The 18,294-nt window shown below is 65.2% G+C and carries 18 protein-coding genes; 11 read left to right on the top strand and 7 right to left on the bottom strand.

What is annotated here, in order from left to right; genetic code table 11:
• Positions 1 to 88: 88 nt before the first annotated feature.
• The 5 genes from cobN to cobJ are packed head-to-tail and all read left to right on the top strand — an operon-like array spanning position 89 to position 6,659.
• On the top strand, positions 89 to 3,334 hold the full coding sequence (cobN, locus tag MHM88_RS08745) for a cobaltochelatase subunit CobN (protein WP_239363107.1): 3,246 nt from the start codon (positions 89 to 91) through the stop codon (positions 3,332 to 3,334).
• Positions 3,331 to 4,488, top strand: coding sequence for a precorrin-3B synthase (cobG, locus tag MHM88_RS08750; RefSeq protein WP_239363110.1), 1,158 nt, complete (start codon positions 3,331 to 3,333; stop codon positions 4,486 to 4,488). The genes cobN and cobG overlap by 4 nt, the downstream gene beginning before the upstream one ends.
• Before the next feature lies 1 nt (position 4,489).
• Positions 4,490 to 5,119, top strand: coding sequence for a precorrin-8X methylmutase (locus MHM88_RS08755; protein ID WP_225262089.1), 630 nt, complete (start codon positions 4,490 to 4,492; stop codon positions 5,117 to 5,119).
• Positions 5,120 to 5,121: 2 nt separating this feature from the next.
• Positions 5,122 to 5,853, top strand: coding sequence for a precorrin-2 C(20)-methyltransferase (locus MHM88_RS08760; protein WP_370687474.1), 732 nt, complete (start codon positions 5,122 to 5,124; stop codon positions 5,851 to 5,853).
• Positions 5,850 to 6,659: a precorrin-3B C(17)-methyltransferase gene (gene cobJ / locus MHM88_RS08765; protein ID WP_239363113.1), complete on the top strand. Its 810-nt coding sequence runs from the start codon at positions 5,850 to 5,852 to the stop codon at positions 6,657 to 6,659. The genes MHM88_RS08760 and cobJ overlap by 4 nt, the downstream gene beginning before the upstream one ends.
• Here cobJ and MHM88_RS08770 read toward each other — a convergent pair.
• A complete protein-coding gene (locus MHM88_RS08770) occupies positions 6,656 to 7,417 on the bottom strand; it encodes a cobalt-precorrin-6A reductase (protein ID WP_239363115.1) in 762 nt (253 codons plus the stop codon). The genes cobJ and MHM88_RS08770 overlap by 4 nt on opposite strands.
• On the opposite strand from MHM88_RS08770, the gene cbiE reads away from it, so the two are divergent.
• The 6 genes from cbiE (at position 7,416) to cobF (ending at position 12,718) form a co-directional block, all read left to right on the top strand.
• A complete protein-coding gene (gene cbiE / locus MHM88_RS08775; RefSeq protein ID WP_239363118.1) occupies positions 7,416 to 8,624 on the top strand; it encodes a precorrin-6y C5,15-methyltransferase (decarboxylating) subunit CbiE in 1,209 nt (402 codons plus the stop codon). The genes MHM88_RS08770 and cbiE overlap by 2 nt on opposite strands.
• Entirely contained in the window at positions 8,621 to 8,983 is a 363-nt protein-coding gene (locus MHM88_RS08780) for a cobalamin biosynthesis protein (RefSeq protein WP_239363120.1), read from the top strand. Before cbiE ends, MHM88_RS08780 begins: the two co-directional genes overlap by 4 nt.
• Complete coding sequence (cobM, locus tag MHM88_RS08785; protein ID WP_239363122.1) at positions 8,980 to 9,774, top strand: precorrin-4 C(11)-methyltransferase; 795 nt, start codon at positions 8,980 to 8,982, stop codon at positions 9,772 to 9,774. Before MHM88_RS08780 ends, cobM begins: the two co-directional genes overlap by 4 nt.
• 129 nt (positions 9,775 to 9,903) lie before the next feature.
• Entirely contained in the window at positions 9,904 to 11,220 is a 1,317-nt protein-coding gene (locus MHM88_RS08790; protein ID WP_239363125.1) for a cobyrinate a,c-diamide synthase, read from the top strand.
• Positions 11,217 to 11,957, top strand: coding sequence for a uroporphyrinogen-III C-methyltransferase (cobA, locus tag MHM88_RS08795; RefSeq protein ID WP_239363129.1), 741 nt, complete (start codon positions 11,217 to 11,219; stop codon positions 11,955 to 11,957). The genes MHM88_RS08790 and cobA overlap by 4 nt, the downstream gene beginning before the upstream one ends.
• Positions 11,954 to 12,718: a precorrin-6A synthase (deacetylating) gene (gene cobF, locus MHM88_RS08800; protein WP_239363132.1), complete on the top strand. Its 765-nt coding sequence runs from the start codon at positions 11,954 to 11,956 to the stop codon at positions 12,716 to 12,718. The genes cobA and cobF overlap by 4 nt, the downstream gene beginning before the upstream one ends.
• Positions 12,719 to 12,947: 229 nt before the next feature.
• Here cobF and MHM88_RS08805 read toward each other — a convergent pair whose 3' ends face one another.
• From MHM88_RS08805 to MHM88_RS08830, 6 genes are all read right to left on the bottom strand, one after another.
• Positions 12,948 to 13,421, bottom strand: coding sequence for a CYTH domain-containing protein (locus MHM88_RS08805; protein WP_239363135.1), 474 nt, complete (start codon positions 13,419 to 13,421; stop codon positions 12,948 to 12,950).
• Positions 13,422 to 13,467: 46 nt separating this feature from the next.
• The gene (locus tag MHM88_RS08810) at positions 13,468 to 14,211 is read right to left on the bottom strand and encodes a ParA family protein (protein ID WP_239363137.1); all 744 of its coding nucleotides are present in this window, start codon (positions 14,209 to 14,211) and stop codon (positions 13,468 to 13,470) included.
• On the bottom strand, positions 14,208 to 15,737 hold the full coding sequence (locus MHM88_RS08815; protein ID WP_239363148.1) for a CHAD domain-containing protein: 1,530 nt from the start codon (positions 15,735 to 15,737) through the stop codon (positions 14,208 to 14,210). Before MHM88_RS08815 ends, MHM88_RS08810 begins: the two co-directional genes overlap by 4 nt.
• Positions 15,738 to 15,742: 5 nt before the next feature.
• The gene (locus MHM88_RS08820; RefSeq protein ID WP_239363150.1) at positions 15,743 to 15,922 is read right to left on the bottom strand and encodes a hypothetical protein; all 180 of its coding nucleotides are present in this window, start codon (positions 15,920 to 15,922) and stop codon (positions 15,743 to 15,745) included.
• Positions 15,923 to 16,182: 260 nt separating this feature from the next.
• Positions 16,183 to 17,373 carry a kynureninase gene (gene kynU, locus MHM88_RS08825; RefSeq protein ID WP_239363152.1) on the bottom strand — a complete coding sequence of 397 codons (1,191 nt, stop codon included), beginning with the start codon at positions 17,371 to 17,373 and terminating at the stop codon, positions 16,183 to 16,185.
• 1 nt (position 17,374) lies between these two features.
• Entirely contained in the window at positions 17,375 to 18,214 is an 840-nt protein-coding gene (locus tag MHM88_RS08830; protein ID WP_239363154.1) for a tryptophan 2,3-dioxygenase, read from the bottom strand.
• Positions 18,215 to 18,294: the final 80 nt, after the last annotated feature.

Consider the following 18,294-nt stretch of genomic DNA (forward strand, 5'->3'; position numbering starts at 1 on the left):
ACAGCCCCCGACCGCCCCCCCGGGCGGGGGCTTCTCCCCCCCCCGCGGTCCGGGGCTATCCTCGGCGTGTCCAAACGGAGCTAACCTCATGCACGTCGTCTTCCGCGAAAGCCACGGGCTCGGAGAAACAGACACCCCCTATGACGTCGGGCAGACCCCCGGCGATCTGGTGGTGCTGTCCTTTTCCGACAGCGACCTTGGCGCATTCGCGGCGGGCTGGCACCGCGCGGACGGCAAACTCCCCTCCACGCGACTTGCCAATCTGGTGGCGCTCAAACACCCGCTTTCGGTCGATGTCTACGCCGAGCAGACGCTGGAGGGCGCAAAGGGCGTCTTGGTCCGGCTGATCGGTGGTGAAAGTTATTGGTCCTACGGTCTGGCCACGCTTCAGGATCTGGCCCGGCGCAAGGGCATCGCGCTGGCAATCCTGCCCGCCGACGGTCAGGAAGATCCGCGCCTTGATGAGCTGTCCACCCTGCCGGTTTCCACCCTGCGCCGCCTTCAGGCGCTGTGCGATGCGGGCGGTGCTGTTGCCGCGCAAGCGGCACTGGCGCAGCTGGCGCTGGCTTCTGGCCTTTATGCCAGCCCGGTGATCGGCAAGAAAACCGTGCCTGATTTCGGCTTCTACGACCCCGACCGGGGCGCGCTGGATGCCTTGCCCGAAATCAACAAACCCTTGGTGCTGGTCAGTTTCTATCGCTCTTATCTGACCTCTGCCGACACCGCCCCTGTGGATGCGATGATCCGTAGCCTGCGCGCGCGCGGGTATGCTGCCTATGGGGTCTTCGCGCCGAGCCTCAAGGTCCCCGAGGCGGTCGACTGGCTGCGCGCAGAACTGCCCGCCCTGAACCCCGCCGCGCTCATCAACGCCACCGCCTTTTCCGCGCAGGGGCGCGATGGCAGCGCCTCCCCCTTAAGCCTCACGGGCTGTCCGGTGTTTCAGGTGGCGCTGTCCACGGCCCGGCGCAAGGATTGGGATCTGGCGGATCGCGGCCTGTCGCCTGCGGATCTGGCCATGCATGTGGTCCTGCCAGAGGTGGACGGTCGGCTGTTTGCCGGTGTTGTCAGCTTCAAATCCCCCACCAAGCGCGACCCCGATCTGGAATATTCCCGTTTCACCCATCGCGCCGATCCGGAGCGGGTGGAGGCGGCGTTGGATCGCATCGAGGCGCATCTGCGGCTCGCCCGCCAAACGCCCGCCGACAAACGCCTTGCGCTGGTACTCTCGACCTATCCGGGGCGCGATTACAACCTCGCTCACGCGGTGGGGCTGGACGCGCTGGCCTCAACGTCCGAGATTTTGCGCGCCCTTGCGACCGAGGGCTATGACGTCACGGCCAAGGCAGACCTTGGCGCGCGCCTCTCGGATGAGACGCTGACATGGCCGCTCTCGGACTATCTCGCAGCACTCGCCCACCTGCCCGCCTGCTTGCGCGAGGATCTCACCGCGGCTTGGGGCGCGCCCGAGCAGGACCCCGCGATCAGGGACGGCCTCGTGCACTTTCGCGCGCTGCGCGCGGGCAAGGCGCTGATTGCCCTGCAACCCGAACGCGGTGACGTGCAATCCCGCGATGACGACTATCACGACCTCGACCGCACGCCCCGCCACGGCTACGTCGCCTTCTATCTCTGGCTCCGGACGCAAGCAGATGCGCTGGTGCATGTGGGGGCCCATGGCACGCTGGAGTGGCTGCCGGGCAAGGCGGTGGCACTCTCGGGGCAATGCTGGCCCGAGGTGCTGGCGGGTGATCTGCCGGTAATCTATCCGTTCATTGTCAATGATCCGGGAGAGGCCGCGCAGGCCAAACGCCGCATCGGCGCCATCACGTTGGGCCACATGCCGCCGCCTTTGGCACAGACCACGCTGCTCGACGGTATGACGCGGCTTGAAAGCCTTCTGGATGAATATTCCACCGCCGACGGGCTTGACCCTGCGCGCCGCGACCGGCTCATCGCCGACATCCGTGCCGAGGCGCAGGGCACCGGCGTCGAAGAAGATCTGGGCATCCCCACCGACGCCTCGGCCGCAGAGGCGATCACCCGCATCGACCGCTTTGTCTGCGACATCAAGGAAAGCCAATACGGAGAGGGGCTGCATATCTTTGGCAGCGGCGATCATGGCGCGGCAGAGCTGCGCGGGGTTCTGGATGCGCTGGCGGGCAAGTTGATCTCCCCCGGCCCGTCCGGGTCGCCCTACAGGGGGCGGTCGGATGTGATGCCCACCGGGCGCAACCTCTTTACCACGGATCCCCGCGCGGTGCCGTCGCGGGCGGCGCAGGCGCAAGGGGTCAAGCTGGCGGAAGAGCTGCTGCGCCGCCACCTGCAGGACCATGGCGACTGGCCGCGCGGGTTGGTGGTGGATCTCTGGGGGTCTGCCACCATGCGCACGGCGGGCGAGGAATTTGCCATGGCGCTGCATCTTGCGGGCCTTGCTCCACAATGGGACGCAGGATCAGAGCGTGTTTCGGGCTTTGAGATTATCCCGCTGGCCCTTTTGGGCCGTCCGCGCATCGACGTGACGCTTCGGGTATCCGGCCTGTTTCGCGATGTATTTCCCGGCCTTGCCCAGATGTTCGAGGCCGCCGCCGCCGCGCTGAGTGCCCGCGAAGAGGACCCAAGCGACAACCCCTACCTCAAGACCACGCCGCGCGTCTTTGGCCCCAAGCCCGGGCTATACGGCCTTGGCATGACCCAGCATCTTGATGACTACTCCGAAGAGGCCCGCGCGGCAGCGGGCGAGGCCTGGCTTGCGGCCTCGTCACATGCGATTGACGCAAAAGGCGACATCCACGAGGCGCGCGCCGCGCTTGAGGATCGACTGCACAGCGCCGACAGCTTTGTACACCTGCAAGATCTGGCGGAAACGGATGTTCTGGTCGCCTCGGACTATGCCGCCCATGAGGCCGGTTTTGCCGCCGCGATGAAGCGTCTGGGCGCTGAGGCTCCGGCGCTTTATCACATGGACGCCACCCGTCTGGACCGCCCGCAGGCGCGCAGCCTGCAGGAGGAAATCGCCCGGGTGACCCGCGCCCGTGCCTCTGACCCGCATTGGGCGACCTCAATGATGAACCACGGCTTTCGCGGCGCGGCAGAGATTGCGGCAACGCTGGATCACATGGCGGCCTTTGCGCATCTGGCTCAGGTGGTGCCTGCGCATCTCTTTGACCTTTATTTCGAGGCCACACTGGGGCGCGACGATCTGGTGGCGTTTCTGGAGCGCGAAAACCCTGCGGCCCTTCAGGCCATGCGGGATCGGTTCAACGCTCTGCGCGACGCAGGGCTTTGGGTGACGCGGCGCAATTCGATCCTTGCCACGCTTGAGGGCGGGGCATGAGCACCGCCCCCAAGGTCTATGGCTGGTGCCCCGGCGCGCTAAGGCCGATGATGTCCGGCGACGGGCTGGTGGTGCGCATCCGCGCGCCACTGGGGCGGCTCACGTCTGAGCAGGCCCAGACCGTCGCGGATCTCTCCACGCGCTACGGCAATGGCGTTCTTGATCTCTCGGCGCGGGCGAACCTGCAATTGCGCGGCGTCCACGAGGCCAGCCATCCCGCCCTGATCGCTGCGCTTCAGGATCTCGAGCTTGTGGAACAGGACGCCCATGCCGAGGCACGCCGCAATATTCTCATGACGCCCTTCTGGGCGGAGGGAGACCGCAGCCACCAGATCGCCTTGGCGTTGACAGAGGGCCTCGCACAAGCAGAGGACTTGCCCCTGCCCGGCAAGTTCGGCTTTGCCGTGGACGCAGGTCCGGCCCCCGTGTTGCAAGGCGCCGCTGCCGATATCCGCATTGAGGGTGCAGGCGACAGGCTGACCTTGCGCGCAGACGGTGCCGATGTGGCGCTGGAGGTGCACAAAGACGATGCCGCAGCCGAGGCGCTGACCCTCGCGCGCTGGTTCCTTGACCAAGGCGGCGCGTCGGAGGGTCGGGGCAGGATGCATGCCCTGCTCGCGCGCCGCGCAGCCCCCGCGTCGCATACCTCAGGCGTCGCAAGGGGCGCTTCTCGGCCCGCCCCCGGCCAGACCCGCAGCGGCGCATTGGTTGCGCTGGAGTTCGGCCAGATCAACGCCGAGACCTTCGCCGCGCTTGCCACACACGCCCCCCTGCGCCTCACTCCCTGGCGAATGCTGCTGATCGAGAACGCTCAAGACCTCGCGCCCCTGCCCGGCCTGATCCACAGTGCAACGGATCCGCGCCTGCGGGTGAGCGCGTGCACCGGCGCACCCGGGTGCCTGCAGGCGCTCTCTGAAACCCGCGCGCTGGCCCGCGACCTGGCCTTGCATCTCCCGGAGGGCACCAGCCTGCACGTCTCGGGCTGCGCCAAGGGCTGCGCCCATCCCAAAGCTGCCGATGTGACCTTGACCGCCACCGGCACAGACCGCTTTGACCTCATTCGCAATGGCCGCGCAAACGACCGCCCCTTGCGTTCTGATCTCTCTGCGCGCACCCTGCGCGCTGCGCCGCACCTTCTGACGAAAGACACCTGACATGCTGCACACCTATGAGACCGATGGCGCCAAGATCTATGCCGAGAGCTTTGCCACCATCCGCAATGAGGCCAATCTCGCCCGCTTCACCAAAGACGAAGAGGTGGTGGCCGTGCGCATGATCCACGCCGCAGGCATGGTGGGGCTGGAGGAGCATGTGCAATTCTCAGACGGGATGGCCGAAACCGCCCGCGCGGCACTGGCGAAGGGCGCGCCGATCCTCTGTGATGCCTATATGGTCTCCGAGGGGATCACCCGCCCGCGCCTGCCTGCCGACAATGAGGTGATCTGCACCCTGCGCGACCCCAAAGTGCCGGAAATGGCCCGCGAGATGGGCAACACCCGCTCGGCGGCCGCGCTGGAACTCTGGCGTCCGAAACTCGACGGGGCCGTGGTCGCGATCGGCAATGCCCCCACCGCGCTGTTTCACCTTCTGAACATGCTCAAGGATCCCGCCTGTCCGCGCCCTGCCGCAATCATCGGCTGCCCTGTGGGCTTTGTCGGCGCACGCGAATCCAAGGAGGCGCTGATGGAGGACCTGCCGGTGCCCGCGATGATCGTCAAAGGCCGCCTTGGGGGCTCTGCCATCACGGTTGCCGCAGTGAATGCGCTGGCATCATGGAAAGAATGACCATGAACGCGCCCAAAACCGGCAAAGTCATCTGCGCAGGCCTCGGCCCCGGCGATCCGGACCTGATGAGCGTCAAAAGCTGGCGCGCGCTGCAAGGCGCGACCCATGTGGCCTATTTCCGCAAGGCAGGCCGCGCAGGGCAGGCCCGCGCCATCGTCGAAGGCATCCTGCCCGAGGGCGTCACAGAATACCCGATGGAATATCCGGTCACCACCGAGATCCATTTCTCCGACCCCGAGTATAACCGCCAATTGGCCGCGTTTTATGACCAATGGGCCGACACATTGGCCGAGATCGCGGCGACGGACACGGTGGTGGTGCTCTGCGAGGGCGATCCCTTCCTTTATGGGTCGTTCATGCATCTGCACACCCGCCTTGAGGGCCGCGCGGAGGTGGAAATCATCCCCGGCATTACCGGCATGTCCGGCTGCTGGACCGCCACCGGCCAGCCGATCACCTGGGGCGATGATGTTCTGACGGTCGCGATGGCAACCCTCTCGGAAGAAGAACTGACCAAACGCATCCGGGAAACCGACGCGCTGGTGGTCATGAAAATCGGCCGCAACCTGCCCAAGCTGCGCCGCGCGCTTGAGGCTGCAGGCCGTCTTCAGGACGCATGGCTGGTGGAGCGCGGCACCATGCCGACCCAGACGGTGCAAAAGCTCACCGAGGTCACCGGCGATGTGCCCTATTTCTCCATCGTGCTGCTGCACGGGCAAGGACGTCGCCCATGAGTGATGCGCAAAAAGGCTGGGTGGTGATCGCGGGGCTTGGCCCCGGTGACGAGCGCATGGTGATCCCCGAGGTGCAGGAGGTGCTGGCCGAGGCCAGTGATGTGGTTGGCTATATCCCCTATGTGGAGCGCATTGCGCCGCGCGCGGGCCTGACCCTCCATGCCAGCGACAACCGGGTTGAGGTGGACCGCGCCACGCAGGCCCTGCAGATGGCGGCAGAGGGCAAACGCGTGGTCGTAGTCTCCTCCGGCGATCCGGGGGTTTTTGCCATGGCATCGGCAGTGTTTGAAGCACTGGAAGACGGGTCCAAGGCGCAGCCCGCGTGGCTCGACCTAGAGATCCGGGTGCTGCCCGGCATCACCGCCATGCTGGCGGCCGCAGCGGTGATCGGCGCACCTCTGGGCCATGATTTTGCGGCGATCAACCTCAGCGACAATCTGAAACCGTGGGAGCTGATCGAACGCCGGTTGCAGCTTGTGGGTGAAGCAGGTCTGGCGATGGCCTTTTACAACCCGCGCTCCAAATCCCGCCCGCATCAGTTTGCCCGCGCTCTGGACGTGCTGCGCGCGGCCTGTGGCGCGGAAACCCTGATTACTTTCGCCCGTGATGTTACCAAACCCGGGCAGGAGATCCTCACCGTACCGCTCAAGGATGCCCGGCCAGAGATGGCGGACATGCGTACCGTGGTGATCGTTGGCAATCGCGACACGCGGCGTGTGGGGCCTTATGTCTATACGCCGCGCTTTGCACCCGGTCATCAACCCGGTCATCAAACCGGGCAGACCCCGACCGGCAAGGACACCTAAGCGCCGTGCTCCAGCCAGCGCATCACCTCAGCGACAGTGCCCAGCACCGGGCGTGCAGGCACCTTGGGCCGGTCGATCATCACGACCGGCAAGGAGAGCGTGCGCGCGGCACTCAGCTTGGCCTCGGCACCTGCGCCACCGGCGTTTTTTGCCACAACATGCGTGATCTTGTGCTGGCGCATCAGGACCTCATCGCCGGTCGCTTCAAACGGTCCCCGCGCCACAATGACAGTGGCATCGGGCAGAGACAACGGTGCCTCCGGCGCATCCACCAGCCGCAGCAGATAGTGGTTTTTGGGCTTTGCCGCGAACTCCGCCACATGTTGCTTGCCGATGGCCAGAAACACCCGCGCGCCGGCCTCCGGCAGGGCGGCAACGGCACCTGCCATATCCGCCACATGGACCCAGTGATCGCCCGACTGCAGCTGCCACGCAGGCCTCTCAAAGGCCACCAGCCCCACCCCAGCCTCAGCGCAGGCCCGCACCGCATTGGTGCTCATCTGCGCGGCAAAGGGATGGGTGGCATCGACAACATGGGTGATCCCTTCGCGGCGCAAATAGTCGACCAGCCCGGACACGCCCCCGAAACCGCCGACACGGCAGGGCAACGGCTGCTCTGCCGGGCGCGCGGTGCGGCCTGCGTAGGAAAACACCGCCTGACGCCCGGCCACCGGATCGTCCAAAACCCAGGCTTGCGCCAAATGCGCCGCCAGATGCGAAGCTTCGGTGGTGCCGCCCAGAAGCAGGAGCTTGGTCATGTCTGATCCTTTGACAAAGGGCGGTGCGCGCCCGTGGCTGACCCTCATCGGGCTCGGGGAAAATGGCCCCGAAGGCCTGTCGGATGCAAGCCGTGCAGCCCTTCGAGCCGCAGAAATCATCATCGGCGGGCCGCGCCATCTAGAACTGGTCGATGCAGGCGCGCGCGGGCAGGTCTGGCCCGTGCCCTTTTCCACCGCGCCGGTGCTGGCTGCGCGGGGCCGCCAGACTGTGGTGCTGGCGTCGGGCGATCCCTTCTGGCACGGCGCAGGCGGCAGCCTGCTGCGCGATCTGGACCGCTGCGAATGGACGTCCCATCCGGCGCCCTCCTGCTTTGCGCTGGCTGCCAATGCGCTGGGGTGGAAGCTTGAGGACACGCTCTGTCTGGGTCTTCATGCCGCGCCCTATGCGCGCCTGCGTCCGGTTTTGGGCCGTGGCACGCAAGCGATCTGCACCCTGTGTGATGGCGCGGCGGCGGCGGAACTGGCTGCCTATCTATGCGAAATCGGCTTTGGCACCAGCGCGATCACCGTGCTGGAGCGCCTTGGCGGACCACGCGAGCGCATCCGCTCAACCACCGCCCAAGGGTTTGACATCACCGACATTGACGCCCCGGTGGTGGCGGCACTCACGGCATCAGGCACGGGCCTGCCGCAGGCATCCGGCCTTGAGGATGCTCTCTTTGCCAGTGACGGGCAGATCACCAAACGCCCCATCCGTGCGCTGACGCTCTCGGCCCTCGCGCCGCGCGTGGGCGAACATCTGTGGGATATTGGCGGCGGATCGGGGTCTGTCTCGGTGGAGTGGTGCCTTGCCGCCTCAGGGGCCACGGCAACCACGTTTGAGGCCCGCGCGGATCGGCTGGAGAACATTCGCCGCAACGCCGAAGACTTCGGTCTGGCGCATCGCCTGACAGCCATCGAGGGCCGCGCGCCGGAAGTATTGGAGGGTCATTCCCCACCCGATTGCGTGTTTATCGGCGGCGGCGGGTCGCAGGCCCTCATTGACCACTTCTGGCAGATCCTGCCCGCAGGCACGCGCCTCGTTGCCAATGGAGTGACGCTGGAAACCGAGATCCTGTTGATGCAGGCTCATGCCAGCCATGGCGGTCATCTGCTCAAAGCGGAGATCGCCGAAGCTGGCCCCTTGGGTTCCATGCGCGGCTGGGAACGTGCCCGCCCCGTGATCCAATGGAGCGTCACCCGATGATGATCGCAGGCTTTGGCTTTTCCAACCGCGCCACCGAGGCAAGCCTTGCGGAGGCTTACAATGCGCTGCAAACGCGCCCAGATCGGGTGGTGACCCTGCGTACCAAGACCGACAGCCCCGTGTTTCGCGCCTTTGCGCTGGCACAAAACCTCACGGTCGAGACCCTTGATGAGGACCAGATCGCCGGGATCGCGACCCCCACCCTTTCGCCGCGTATCCATGCGCGGTTCAACACCGGATCGGTGGCCGAAGCCTGCGCCCTTGTGGCAGCGGGCGCAGGCGCGCGGCTGATCCAGAGACGATGTGTGACCACGGACGGGCTTGCCACCGTGGCGCTTGCGGAGATGATAGAGAGATGACCGTTCATTTCATTGGTGCCGGACCGGGTGCCGCCGACCTGATTACCCTACGCGGGCGCGACCTGATCGCAGCCTGCCCGGTGTGCCTTTATGCCGGCTCTCTGGTGCCCGAAGCGCTGCTCAGCCATTGCCCCGAGGGGGCCAGGATCATCAACACCGCGCCCCTGTCGCTGGATGAGATCATGGCAGAGATCGCCAGTGCCCACGCTGCCGGACAGGATATTGCGCGGCTTCACTCCGGGGATCTGTCGGTCTGGTCCGCCATGGGCGAACAGCTGCGCCGCCTGCGCGACCTGAGTATTCCCTATGACATCACCCCCGGTGTGCCTGCCTTTGCGGCTGGTGCGGCGGCGCTGGGCACCGAACTCACCCTGCCCGGCGTGGCACAATCGCTGGTGCTCACGCGTACGTCGGGGCGCGCCTCGGCGATGCCCGAAGGCGAGACGCTGGAGAATTTCGCCGCCACCGGCGCAACGCTGGCGATCCATCTGTCGGTGCATGTGCTGGACGATGTGGTGGCACGGCTCACGCCCGCCTATGGCGCGGAATGTCCGGTGGCCATCGTGTGGCGCGCCAGTTGGCCGGATCAGAAGATCGTCAAGGCAACACTTGGGTCCATTATCGAGGCAACCAACGGCGCGCGCGGGCGCACCGCGCTGATCCTCGTGGGCCACGCCCTGGGCGCAGAGGATTTCGCCGAAAGCTGCCTGTATGGTGCGGATTATGACCGCCGTTATCGTCCACAAAGTGCCGATAGCCCGTGGTCGGAATGGAGCGAAGGGGATGATTGATCGGCTGCGGATTAGAAATAAGGACAGCGCCCGAGCCTGGGTGGGTGCGAAAGCGCCCTCCCGGGGGGAGGGTCGGGCGCTGTCCGGCCTTTCGGCCGGACGGGACTTGCCGGTGCGCAGGGAGGCAACATGACCCATTTCCCCAAAGGCCTGATGATCTCCGCGCCCTCCTCTGGCACCGGCAAGACCACCGTCATGCTGGGCCTGCTGCGCGCGCTCAAGGACGATGGGTTGACCGTGCAGCCCTTCAAGAGCGGGCCGGATTATATCGACCCGGCGTTTCACTTTGCGGCCGCCGGGCGGGCGTCCTTCAACCTTGATACATGGGCGATGGATGGCGCTCTGCTCGATGCCGTGACCACTCAGGCCCAAGGCGCTGATATCTGCGTCGGTGAAGGGTCGATGGGCCTCTTTGACGGGGTCGCCACGCGCGGCCAGTCGGGATTTGGCTCCTCGGCAGAGACCGCGCTCAGGATGGGCTGGCCGGTTGTGCTGGTGATCGACGTGGGCGGACAGGCACAATCCGCCGCCGCCACCGCGCTGGGGTTCAAGATGTATAACCCCGATCTGCCCTTTGCGGGCGTGATCCTAAACCGGGTGGCCAGCCCTCGGCACGAGCGGCTGACCCGGCTTGGGATGGAGCGCGCGGGCGTCAAGGTGCTTGGCTCTCTGCCCCGGCGCGGGGATCTGACCCTGCCCGAACGCCACCTTGGCCTCATTCAGGCGGTGGAGCATCCTGACCTTGAGGCCGCCATTGCAGGATATGCCGCCTTTTTGCGCGAAAACGTCGACCTCGACGCGATCCGAGCGGCGGCCAGCACCGCTGCTGCACCCGCGCCGCGCGCTCTGCCTCACCCGCCTGCGCAGCGCATCGCATTGGCGCGCGATGCGGCGTTTTCCTTTACCTACCCGCATCTCCTGGAAGGCTGGCGTGCCGCCGGGGCCGAGATCCTGCCGTTCTCGCCCCTGAAGGATGAAGCCCCCGCCACCGACGCCGATCTGGTCTGGCTGCCCGGCGGCTATCCGGAGCTGCATGGCGGCACGCTTGCCGCTGCCGAAAACTGGCGCAAAGGCATGGCAAAACATGCTGAGACCAAACCCGTGCATGGCGAGTGCGGCGGCTATATGGCGCTGGGGGAGGCCCTGATCGACAAGGAAGGCACCCGGCATCAGATGGCGGGGCTCCTCGGGCTTGTCACATCGTATGAGAAGCGCAAATTCCACCTCGGCTATCGCCGTGCGGAGTTGCAAGCGCCGATGCCGGGCTTTGACAGCGGTGCTCATTTGCGCGGGCATGAGTTCCATTACTCGACCATTCTGGATGAGCCCGACGCGCCGCTGGCGCGCGTCATGGACGCTGACGGCAATCCGGTCCCCGAAACCGGATCGATCAAGGGTCATGTCACCGGCACCTTTTTCCACCTGATCACCGGAGAGCATGCATGAGCGGATTTGTCAGCTTTGTCTCCTCCGGGCCGGGTGATCCGGACCTGCTGACGGTCAAGGCCGTGAAACGTCTGGAGGCGGCGGATGCGGTGTTGTTTGACGACCTGTCCTCGGGCCCGATCCTGTCGCACGCGCGCGAGGATGCGGATCTGGTGGGCGTGGGCAAACGCGCAGGTCGCCCCTCGCCCAAACAGGACCATGTGAGCCAGCTTCTGGTGGATTATGCCCAATCCGGGGCCCATGTGGTGCGGTTGAAATCCGGGGATTCCGGCGTCTTTGGCCGGCTTGAGGAAGAGATCATCGCACTGCGCGCCGCTGGCATCAAATATGAGATCATCCCCGGCGTCACCGCAGCCTCTGCCGCCGCCGCCGCTGCGGGAATTCCGCTGACCCGGCGGTTGACCGCACGCCGGTTGCAGTTCATCACCGGCCATGACGTGACCGGCGGCCTGCCCGATCACATGAACCTTGCAGCCCTTGCCGATCCTGAGGCAACCACCGTGGTCTATATGGGCAAGCGCACCTTTGCAGCGCTGCTGTCCCTTTTGTTGGAGGCCGGCCTGCCGCAAGACACACCTGCACTGGTGGCGCTTGGGGTCTCGACGCCCGCGCAAGAGCTGCACCGGGTAACCGTTGACGGTCTGCCGGGTCTGCTGGAGGCGATCACCTCACCAGCGCCAGTGCTGATCCTCTATGGACCGCTGGCGCAGTTGGAACCGGAAAGCGGCACGCCATGATCCATCTAAGCCTGATCGGTATCGGCACCGGCAATCCCAAGCACCTGACGCGGGAGGCCATCGAGGCCATTCAATCCCAGGATCTCATCCTGATCCCGAACAAGGGGGCGGGCAAGGATGATCTTGCCGGGCTGCGGCAGGCCATCTGCGCCGACGTGCTGGCAGACTGCGCAGATCCCCCGCGGATCGCCGAATTCGCCCTGCCCACGCGGGACCCGAACACCGCGGAGTACCGCCAACGGGTCGACGACTGGCATGATGCGATTGCCGCGGTCTGGCAGTCGGCCCTGTCCGATCATCTGCCCGATGGCGGGCATGTGGGCTTTCTGGTCTGGGGCGATCCATCACTCTACGACAGCACCATGCGGATCGCCGAGCGGCTGCGCGCGCGCCTGGACCTGCGGATGCGGGTGATCCCCGGCATCACCTCGATCCAGGCCCTGACCGCCGCCCATGGCGTGCCGTTGAACACCATCGGTGGCCCGGTGCAGATCACCACCGGACGACGGCTGCGCGAGGCGGGCTGGCCGGAGGGCTGCGACACGCTGGTGGTGATGCTGGATGGCGAATGCTCCTTCCAAAGCTTGGCCGAACAGGCGCAGATCACGATCCATTGGTCGGCCTATGCGGGCATGGACAACGAGATCAACATCGCCGGGCGCCTCTCCGAGGTGCAGGACCGGATCATCGCCACACGCGCAGAAGCACGCGCGGATCATGGCTGGATCATGGACATCTACCTGCTGCAACGCGCCCCCTGAACACGCAGCCTCTGATTTCGGGATGCAACAAGAAGGGCAAGGCTCCCGCCCGTCGCGGCCCCATTATAAATGCGACCGCTCCCGTTGGGCATGGCGCCGGACCTTCCGGTCCGGCGCCGCAGCCTGTCCGCAGGACAGGCTGCCCGGCCCAACGCCAAGCGGGGTCTTGCGTCAGCAAGGGTCTGCGCGGGGGCGGGAGCGCCCCCGGTTTACGCCCCCCCTGCGCGGATCACTCCGGGTCCGACGGCAGACCGTGCACCGCGAGGGATTTATTGCCGAACCGCTTGTCCTCGGTTACCTCGTGCCCGAACCAGGACGGTGGCACAAAGGCCTCTGCCGCCGCCTCGTCCGAAAACTCCACCTCGACCATCTGCAAGGGAGCCAGCGCCCCTTCGAAGATGTCGAGCTCATAACCCTGGCCATCGGGCAACGCCCCCGTCCAACGGGTCTTCTCCACCCGCCGCCCCATTGTGCCCGGCCAGAACGTCTCGAACACCGCCGGGCTGATTTCCGCCTCCCGCTCTTCGCGGACCCGCCCGGACCCGCCTTTCTGGGTCAGAAAGAAACGCTCTCCCTTCTGGCGCAGGCGCAGCTCGGTGCTGTCCTCCAACGCGGTCAGATACCCCTGCCGCACGGGCGTGGCCTGCGCCGCAGTCAGGTCCGGCTGATCCGCCACCAGGAATTTCCGCTCGATCTCTTTCATGCCAATGTCCTTGCTTGCATCACCCCTGTGCTCCCTGCGTTCCGCCTCAGATCCGTGCGTTGACCTCATCAAACAGCGCCCGGTAGGCCTTGCCCGCCGGGCGAGTGGCCGCAAAGCACAAGGCCGGTTTGCGGTGCAGGCCCATTTTCTCCACATCGGTGGAAAACGGCAGCTCCGTTGACAGAAACCGCTTGCCATGACGGGCGCGCAGGCGGGTGATCGTCTCGCCATGCATGGCCTTGCGTCCCTGTACCATGGAAAAGAAGGGCAGCAGCTTTGTCATCTTCACCCCGTCCGCACGAAACACATCCAGAAGCTGCACAAAGCTGCGTTCCGACAGCGTGGTCGGGATCACCGGCACGACCACCTTGTCCGCCGCCTTGAACACCGCCTCCGACAGCATGGAGATATTGGGCGGGCAATCGAGAATGATGACATCATAATCGCTGTGCACGCCCTTCAGCGCCTTTTTCAGGCGCGAGCGGCTGTTCTTCATGCGCGCCAGAAACAGGTCGAAATCGCGAAAGGTCAGATTGGCCGGCAGAATGTCGAGGTTCTCATAATCGCTGCCGCGGATGGCGCGGGTAAAGCGCTCCACATCCTGAAAGAACTGCGCGTCCTTCAGCTTTTTCGACGGTTTGACCCGGAAATAGAAGCTCGACGCCCCCTGCGGGTCGAGATCGCACAACAAGGTGCGCGCGCCGGAGTGCGCAAAGGCATAGGCCAGGTTCACCGCGGTCGCGGTCTTACCGACGCCGCCCTTGTTGCTGTAGCAGGCAAGAACCTTCATGCTGCGGCCTCCTCGGGATGACACAGCGCCTTGATCTCGGCGCGGGCCTCAGGGCTGTTGAACCGGTCGAAACTCTCCATCACCCGTGCCCGTTCCGCCCGTTGGCCTTGATCCAGCAGGGCGATCAGCGCGCCGATGCTCAGCGCCGCTTCGACACCCCGGCGCCCGGTCATCGCCGGGTGGGTCTCGACAAAGCGCAGCAGCGCCTGCTGCTGAACGGCATAATCGTTGAACGCGCCGAGATTGTCCTGCAACAGCTTCATCCGCTTGATGATGCGCTTGGCGCTCTTGCCGGGAAACAGCGGGGCAAAGAACTCCACCAGATAGCGGAATTTCTTGCAGGCGATGCGCAGTTCATGGACCTCATCGTCGGGCGTATCGTCGTGAATACGCGCGGCGATCTTGCAGATCTTGCGGTAGCGTTTCCAGATCAGCTTGCGGGCATATCGATCCGCGCTGACCCCGCTTGCGGCGCCGCGGATGAAGCCCTCGGGATGGGCAAATTGCGCCTCCAGTTCCGAAATCGCCTTGTGATAGGCCCTGCTGTTCAGGTGTTTTGCCAGTGCCGCCTGCGCACCGGCGCGCTCTGCGGCAAAGGCATCGAACATCACCGACAGGCCGGGACGCAGATGTTCGGGCACCCGGGCGTCGTAGTCCGCCCGCTCCATCAGGTAGACGTCGAGATCGCGCACCCGCCCGGTGGGCTGCATCAGGTCGGACAAGGCGGCTTTCAACTCTGCCGTCTGCACCGCACCGAACACGCCCTTGAACAGGCTCAGCACCGAGCGCAGCTTGCGCAGCGCCACGCGATAGTCATGCAGGAATTCGGTGTCGAGATCGGCGATCACACCGGCCTCGTTCGCGCGGGCGACCGCGATGTAGTTGGACATCGTTTCCACCGCCACGTCAAAGGCGGTTTCCTGCCCGGTAAAGGTGGTTTCGGGCTTGGCCACATAGGGCTGCACCTGCGGCGCCAGCGCCGCAAAGACCCGTTCTGCCTCCACCGGCCCGGCGCCCTGCTCCCGCAGGCCGGTCGCCATCGCCGCCGGGGCGCGATCATAGCCGCGCAGCGGTTTCAGCAGGACAAGGGTGACGGCACCGCCGGCCTCGGCCTCAACCTGCAGAACCTCGCCGCGCAACTGGGTCTTGGTTTCCTCATCCACCACACGCAAGCTGGTGGACCGCAGCGGACCACTGGCCAGGGTCAGAAAGCAGCGCAGCGGGAACAGCTTTTGCGTCAGGTTGCGGATTGGCCCGTCTGGCAGATCGGCCGGGAAATCACCGTCTGAGGCCGCCGCCTGGCGCAACGGTGCCTCCTGCCCGGCAAACAGCGCAAGCGCACCGTCAAACTCCAGCAACACCCGCCCTGATCCGCGCAAAAGCTGGTCGTGGCAATCCAGCAAGCGAAAGGGCACGGTCCCGTCGTCAGGCTCCGTCACCAGCCGCAGGGGGGCCAAGGCAGCTTCGATCTGCGACCAGTCCATCTGGCCGTCCAGTAGAAACCCGATTGGTTCAGATGATGTCATGCGCCTTATCTCTTTGTCGGTCTCAGGTAGTCCTCGATAAGCCGCTCTATCAGGCGCTGAATGCTGGTATCCTCTTCAATGGCCCGGATTTTCAGCGCTTTCAGTGTCTTGCTGTCCAGACGCAACGAGGTGTTCTTGCGCGCGGATTTGGAGGGTTTGCTGCTGCTTGTCTTGTCTTTGGACATCTGGGGCGGCCTCACTACATGACGTCATGATGTCAGCCAATGAGTGTCGCTGTCAAGAAACCGTTACAAACCCGGCGCAACAGATCGATGCGACACGCGCGACAGCCGTATGAAATTGTGATGATTTAACGAATTCGCTGATGAGTATCGCAACGCCCTGCCCCTGCGCGCGCAGGGACAGGGCGTTGGGACAGCGTGCCTCGCGCCATGGGGCGCACGGCACTGGGGGGCGAAAGGCACTGGGGGGCGCGATGGCCCGGTCAGGTCACCCGCGACCGGACCTGAAACCGCGGCTCCTTCCAGGCGCCGCTGTCCATGACCTCGCCGAGGATTTCGGCAGCCCGCCGCACGTCCGCCTCGTCGATATAGAGCGGTGTGAACCCGAACCGCAGGGTATTCGGCGCACGGAAATCGCCGATCACCCCCCGCTCGATCAGCGCCTGCATCACCGCATACCCCTCGTCAAAGGCAAAGGACACCTGCGAGCCGCGCTGCGCGGCGTCGCGCGGAGAAGCAAGGGTCAGCATCGGGCAGCGGGCCTCGACCTCGGCGATGAAAGTCTCGCAGAGCGCAATAGACGCGGCCCGGATCTCGGCCATGGACACGCCGTCCCAGACATCCAGCGCCGTGTCGAGGATCGACAGTTGCACGATGGGGGGCGTGCCGACGCGCAGGCGTTCGGTGGTCATGGCGGGACGATAGCCGGGTTCCATCGCAAAAGGCGCGTCATGGCCAAGCCAGCCCGACAGCGCGGGCTCCACCTCCAGCACGATGTCGGGACGCGCATAGATGAAGGCCGGCGCGCCGGGGCCGCCGTTGAAATACTTGTAGGTACAGCCCACCGCAAATTCCGCATTGCAGGCGGTCAGATCCACCGGCAGCGCGCCCGCACTGTGGGCCAGATCCCAGATCATCACGGCGCCGTTCTGCTGCGCCCGTGCGGTGATCTCCATCATGTCGTGCCGCCGGCCCGAGCGGTAATCGACTTCGGTCAGCATCACCACCGCGACGTCGTCGGTGATCGCTTCGGCCACGTCTTCGGGAGCGACGGTGCGCAGTTCATAGTCCTTGCCGATGGTCGAGATCAGCCCCTGCGCCATATAGAGGTCGGTGGGGAAATTGCCGGTGTCCGACAGGATCACCCGACGGTCCGGGCGCATTTTCAGCGCCGCCGCCAGCGCCTGATAGACCTTGATCGAGAGCGTATCGCCGGTGGCCACGCTGCCTGGCGCGGCGCCAATAAAGCCCGCGATCCGGTCCCCGACCTTTTGCGGCAGGGCCATCCAGTCGGCGGTGTTCCAGGCCTTGATCAGCTGGGTGCCCCACTCCTGCGTGAGGGTCTTGGTCGCCCGCTCCGCCGCGCCTTTTGGCAGCGGGCCGAGCGAATTGCCGTCGAGGTAGATCATGCCCTCAGGGATGTCGAAGAGGTGTTTCTTGGGCAGGTTGGTCATGTCAGAGGTCGCCTCTCAGGGTCCAGAGTTCGGGGAACAGCTCCACACTCAGCATGCGGCGCAGGTATTGTACACCGGAGGTGCCGCCGGTGCCGCGTTTGAAGCCGATGACGCGCTCCACCGTGGTCACATGGTTGAAGCGCCAGCGGCGGAAATAGTCTTCGAGATCGACCAGTTTCTCGGCCAATTCGTAGAGCGTCCAGTGGCTGTCGATGTCCTGATAGACCTGCAACCAGCGGGCCTGAATATCCGTGTTGAGCGCATGCGGGGCATCCAGTTGTGGCACCGGCATGTTTTCCGTATGCCCATCAATGGTTTGGTACAGGAACCGGTTCACCTCGTCATAGAAACTGGGGCGCGCCAGTTCGGCGCTCAGTATCGCGTGGACCTCCGGCACATGCTCATGCGGACGCAGCATGTTGGGGTTGCGGTTGCCCAGCACATATTCGATCAGCCGGTACTGATAGGACTGAAACCCCGAGGACGGCCCCAAAGCCTCGCGAAAGCGGGTGTAATCGGCGGGCGTCATGGTGCGCAGCACATCCCAGGCACTGTTGAGCTGTTCAAAAATGCGGCTGAGCCGGGCGAGCATCTTGAACATCTCGGCGGTCTGGCCCTGCTGCAAGGCATTGCGCGCCGCCTGCAATTCATGCAGCGCCAGCTTCATCCACAATTCGCTGGTCTGGTGCTGGATGATGAACAGCATTTCGTCATGGGCGTCGCTCTTGCAGTGCTGCTGATCCAGGAGCGCATCAAGGTGCAGGTAGTCGCCATAGGACATGGCGTCGGCAAAGCCCATCTTGGCCCCCTCCTGCCCGGGATTATAGGGTGTGTTGCTCATCTTGGTGCTCCCTTCCTGCGGCCTGCGATCCCGCGCCGCCAGATCTCCGGGCAACGGTATTGCGCGGCGGGTCCCGGTGC

This window comes from Epibacterium sp. MM17-32 (assembly GCF_022348205.1).
Classification (GTDB): domain Bacteria; phylum Pseudomonadota; class Alphaproteobacteria; order Rhodobacterales; family Rhodobacteraceae; genus Epibacterium.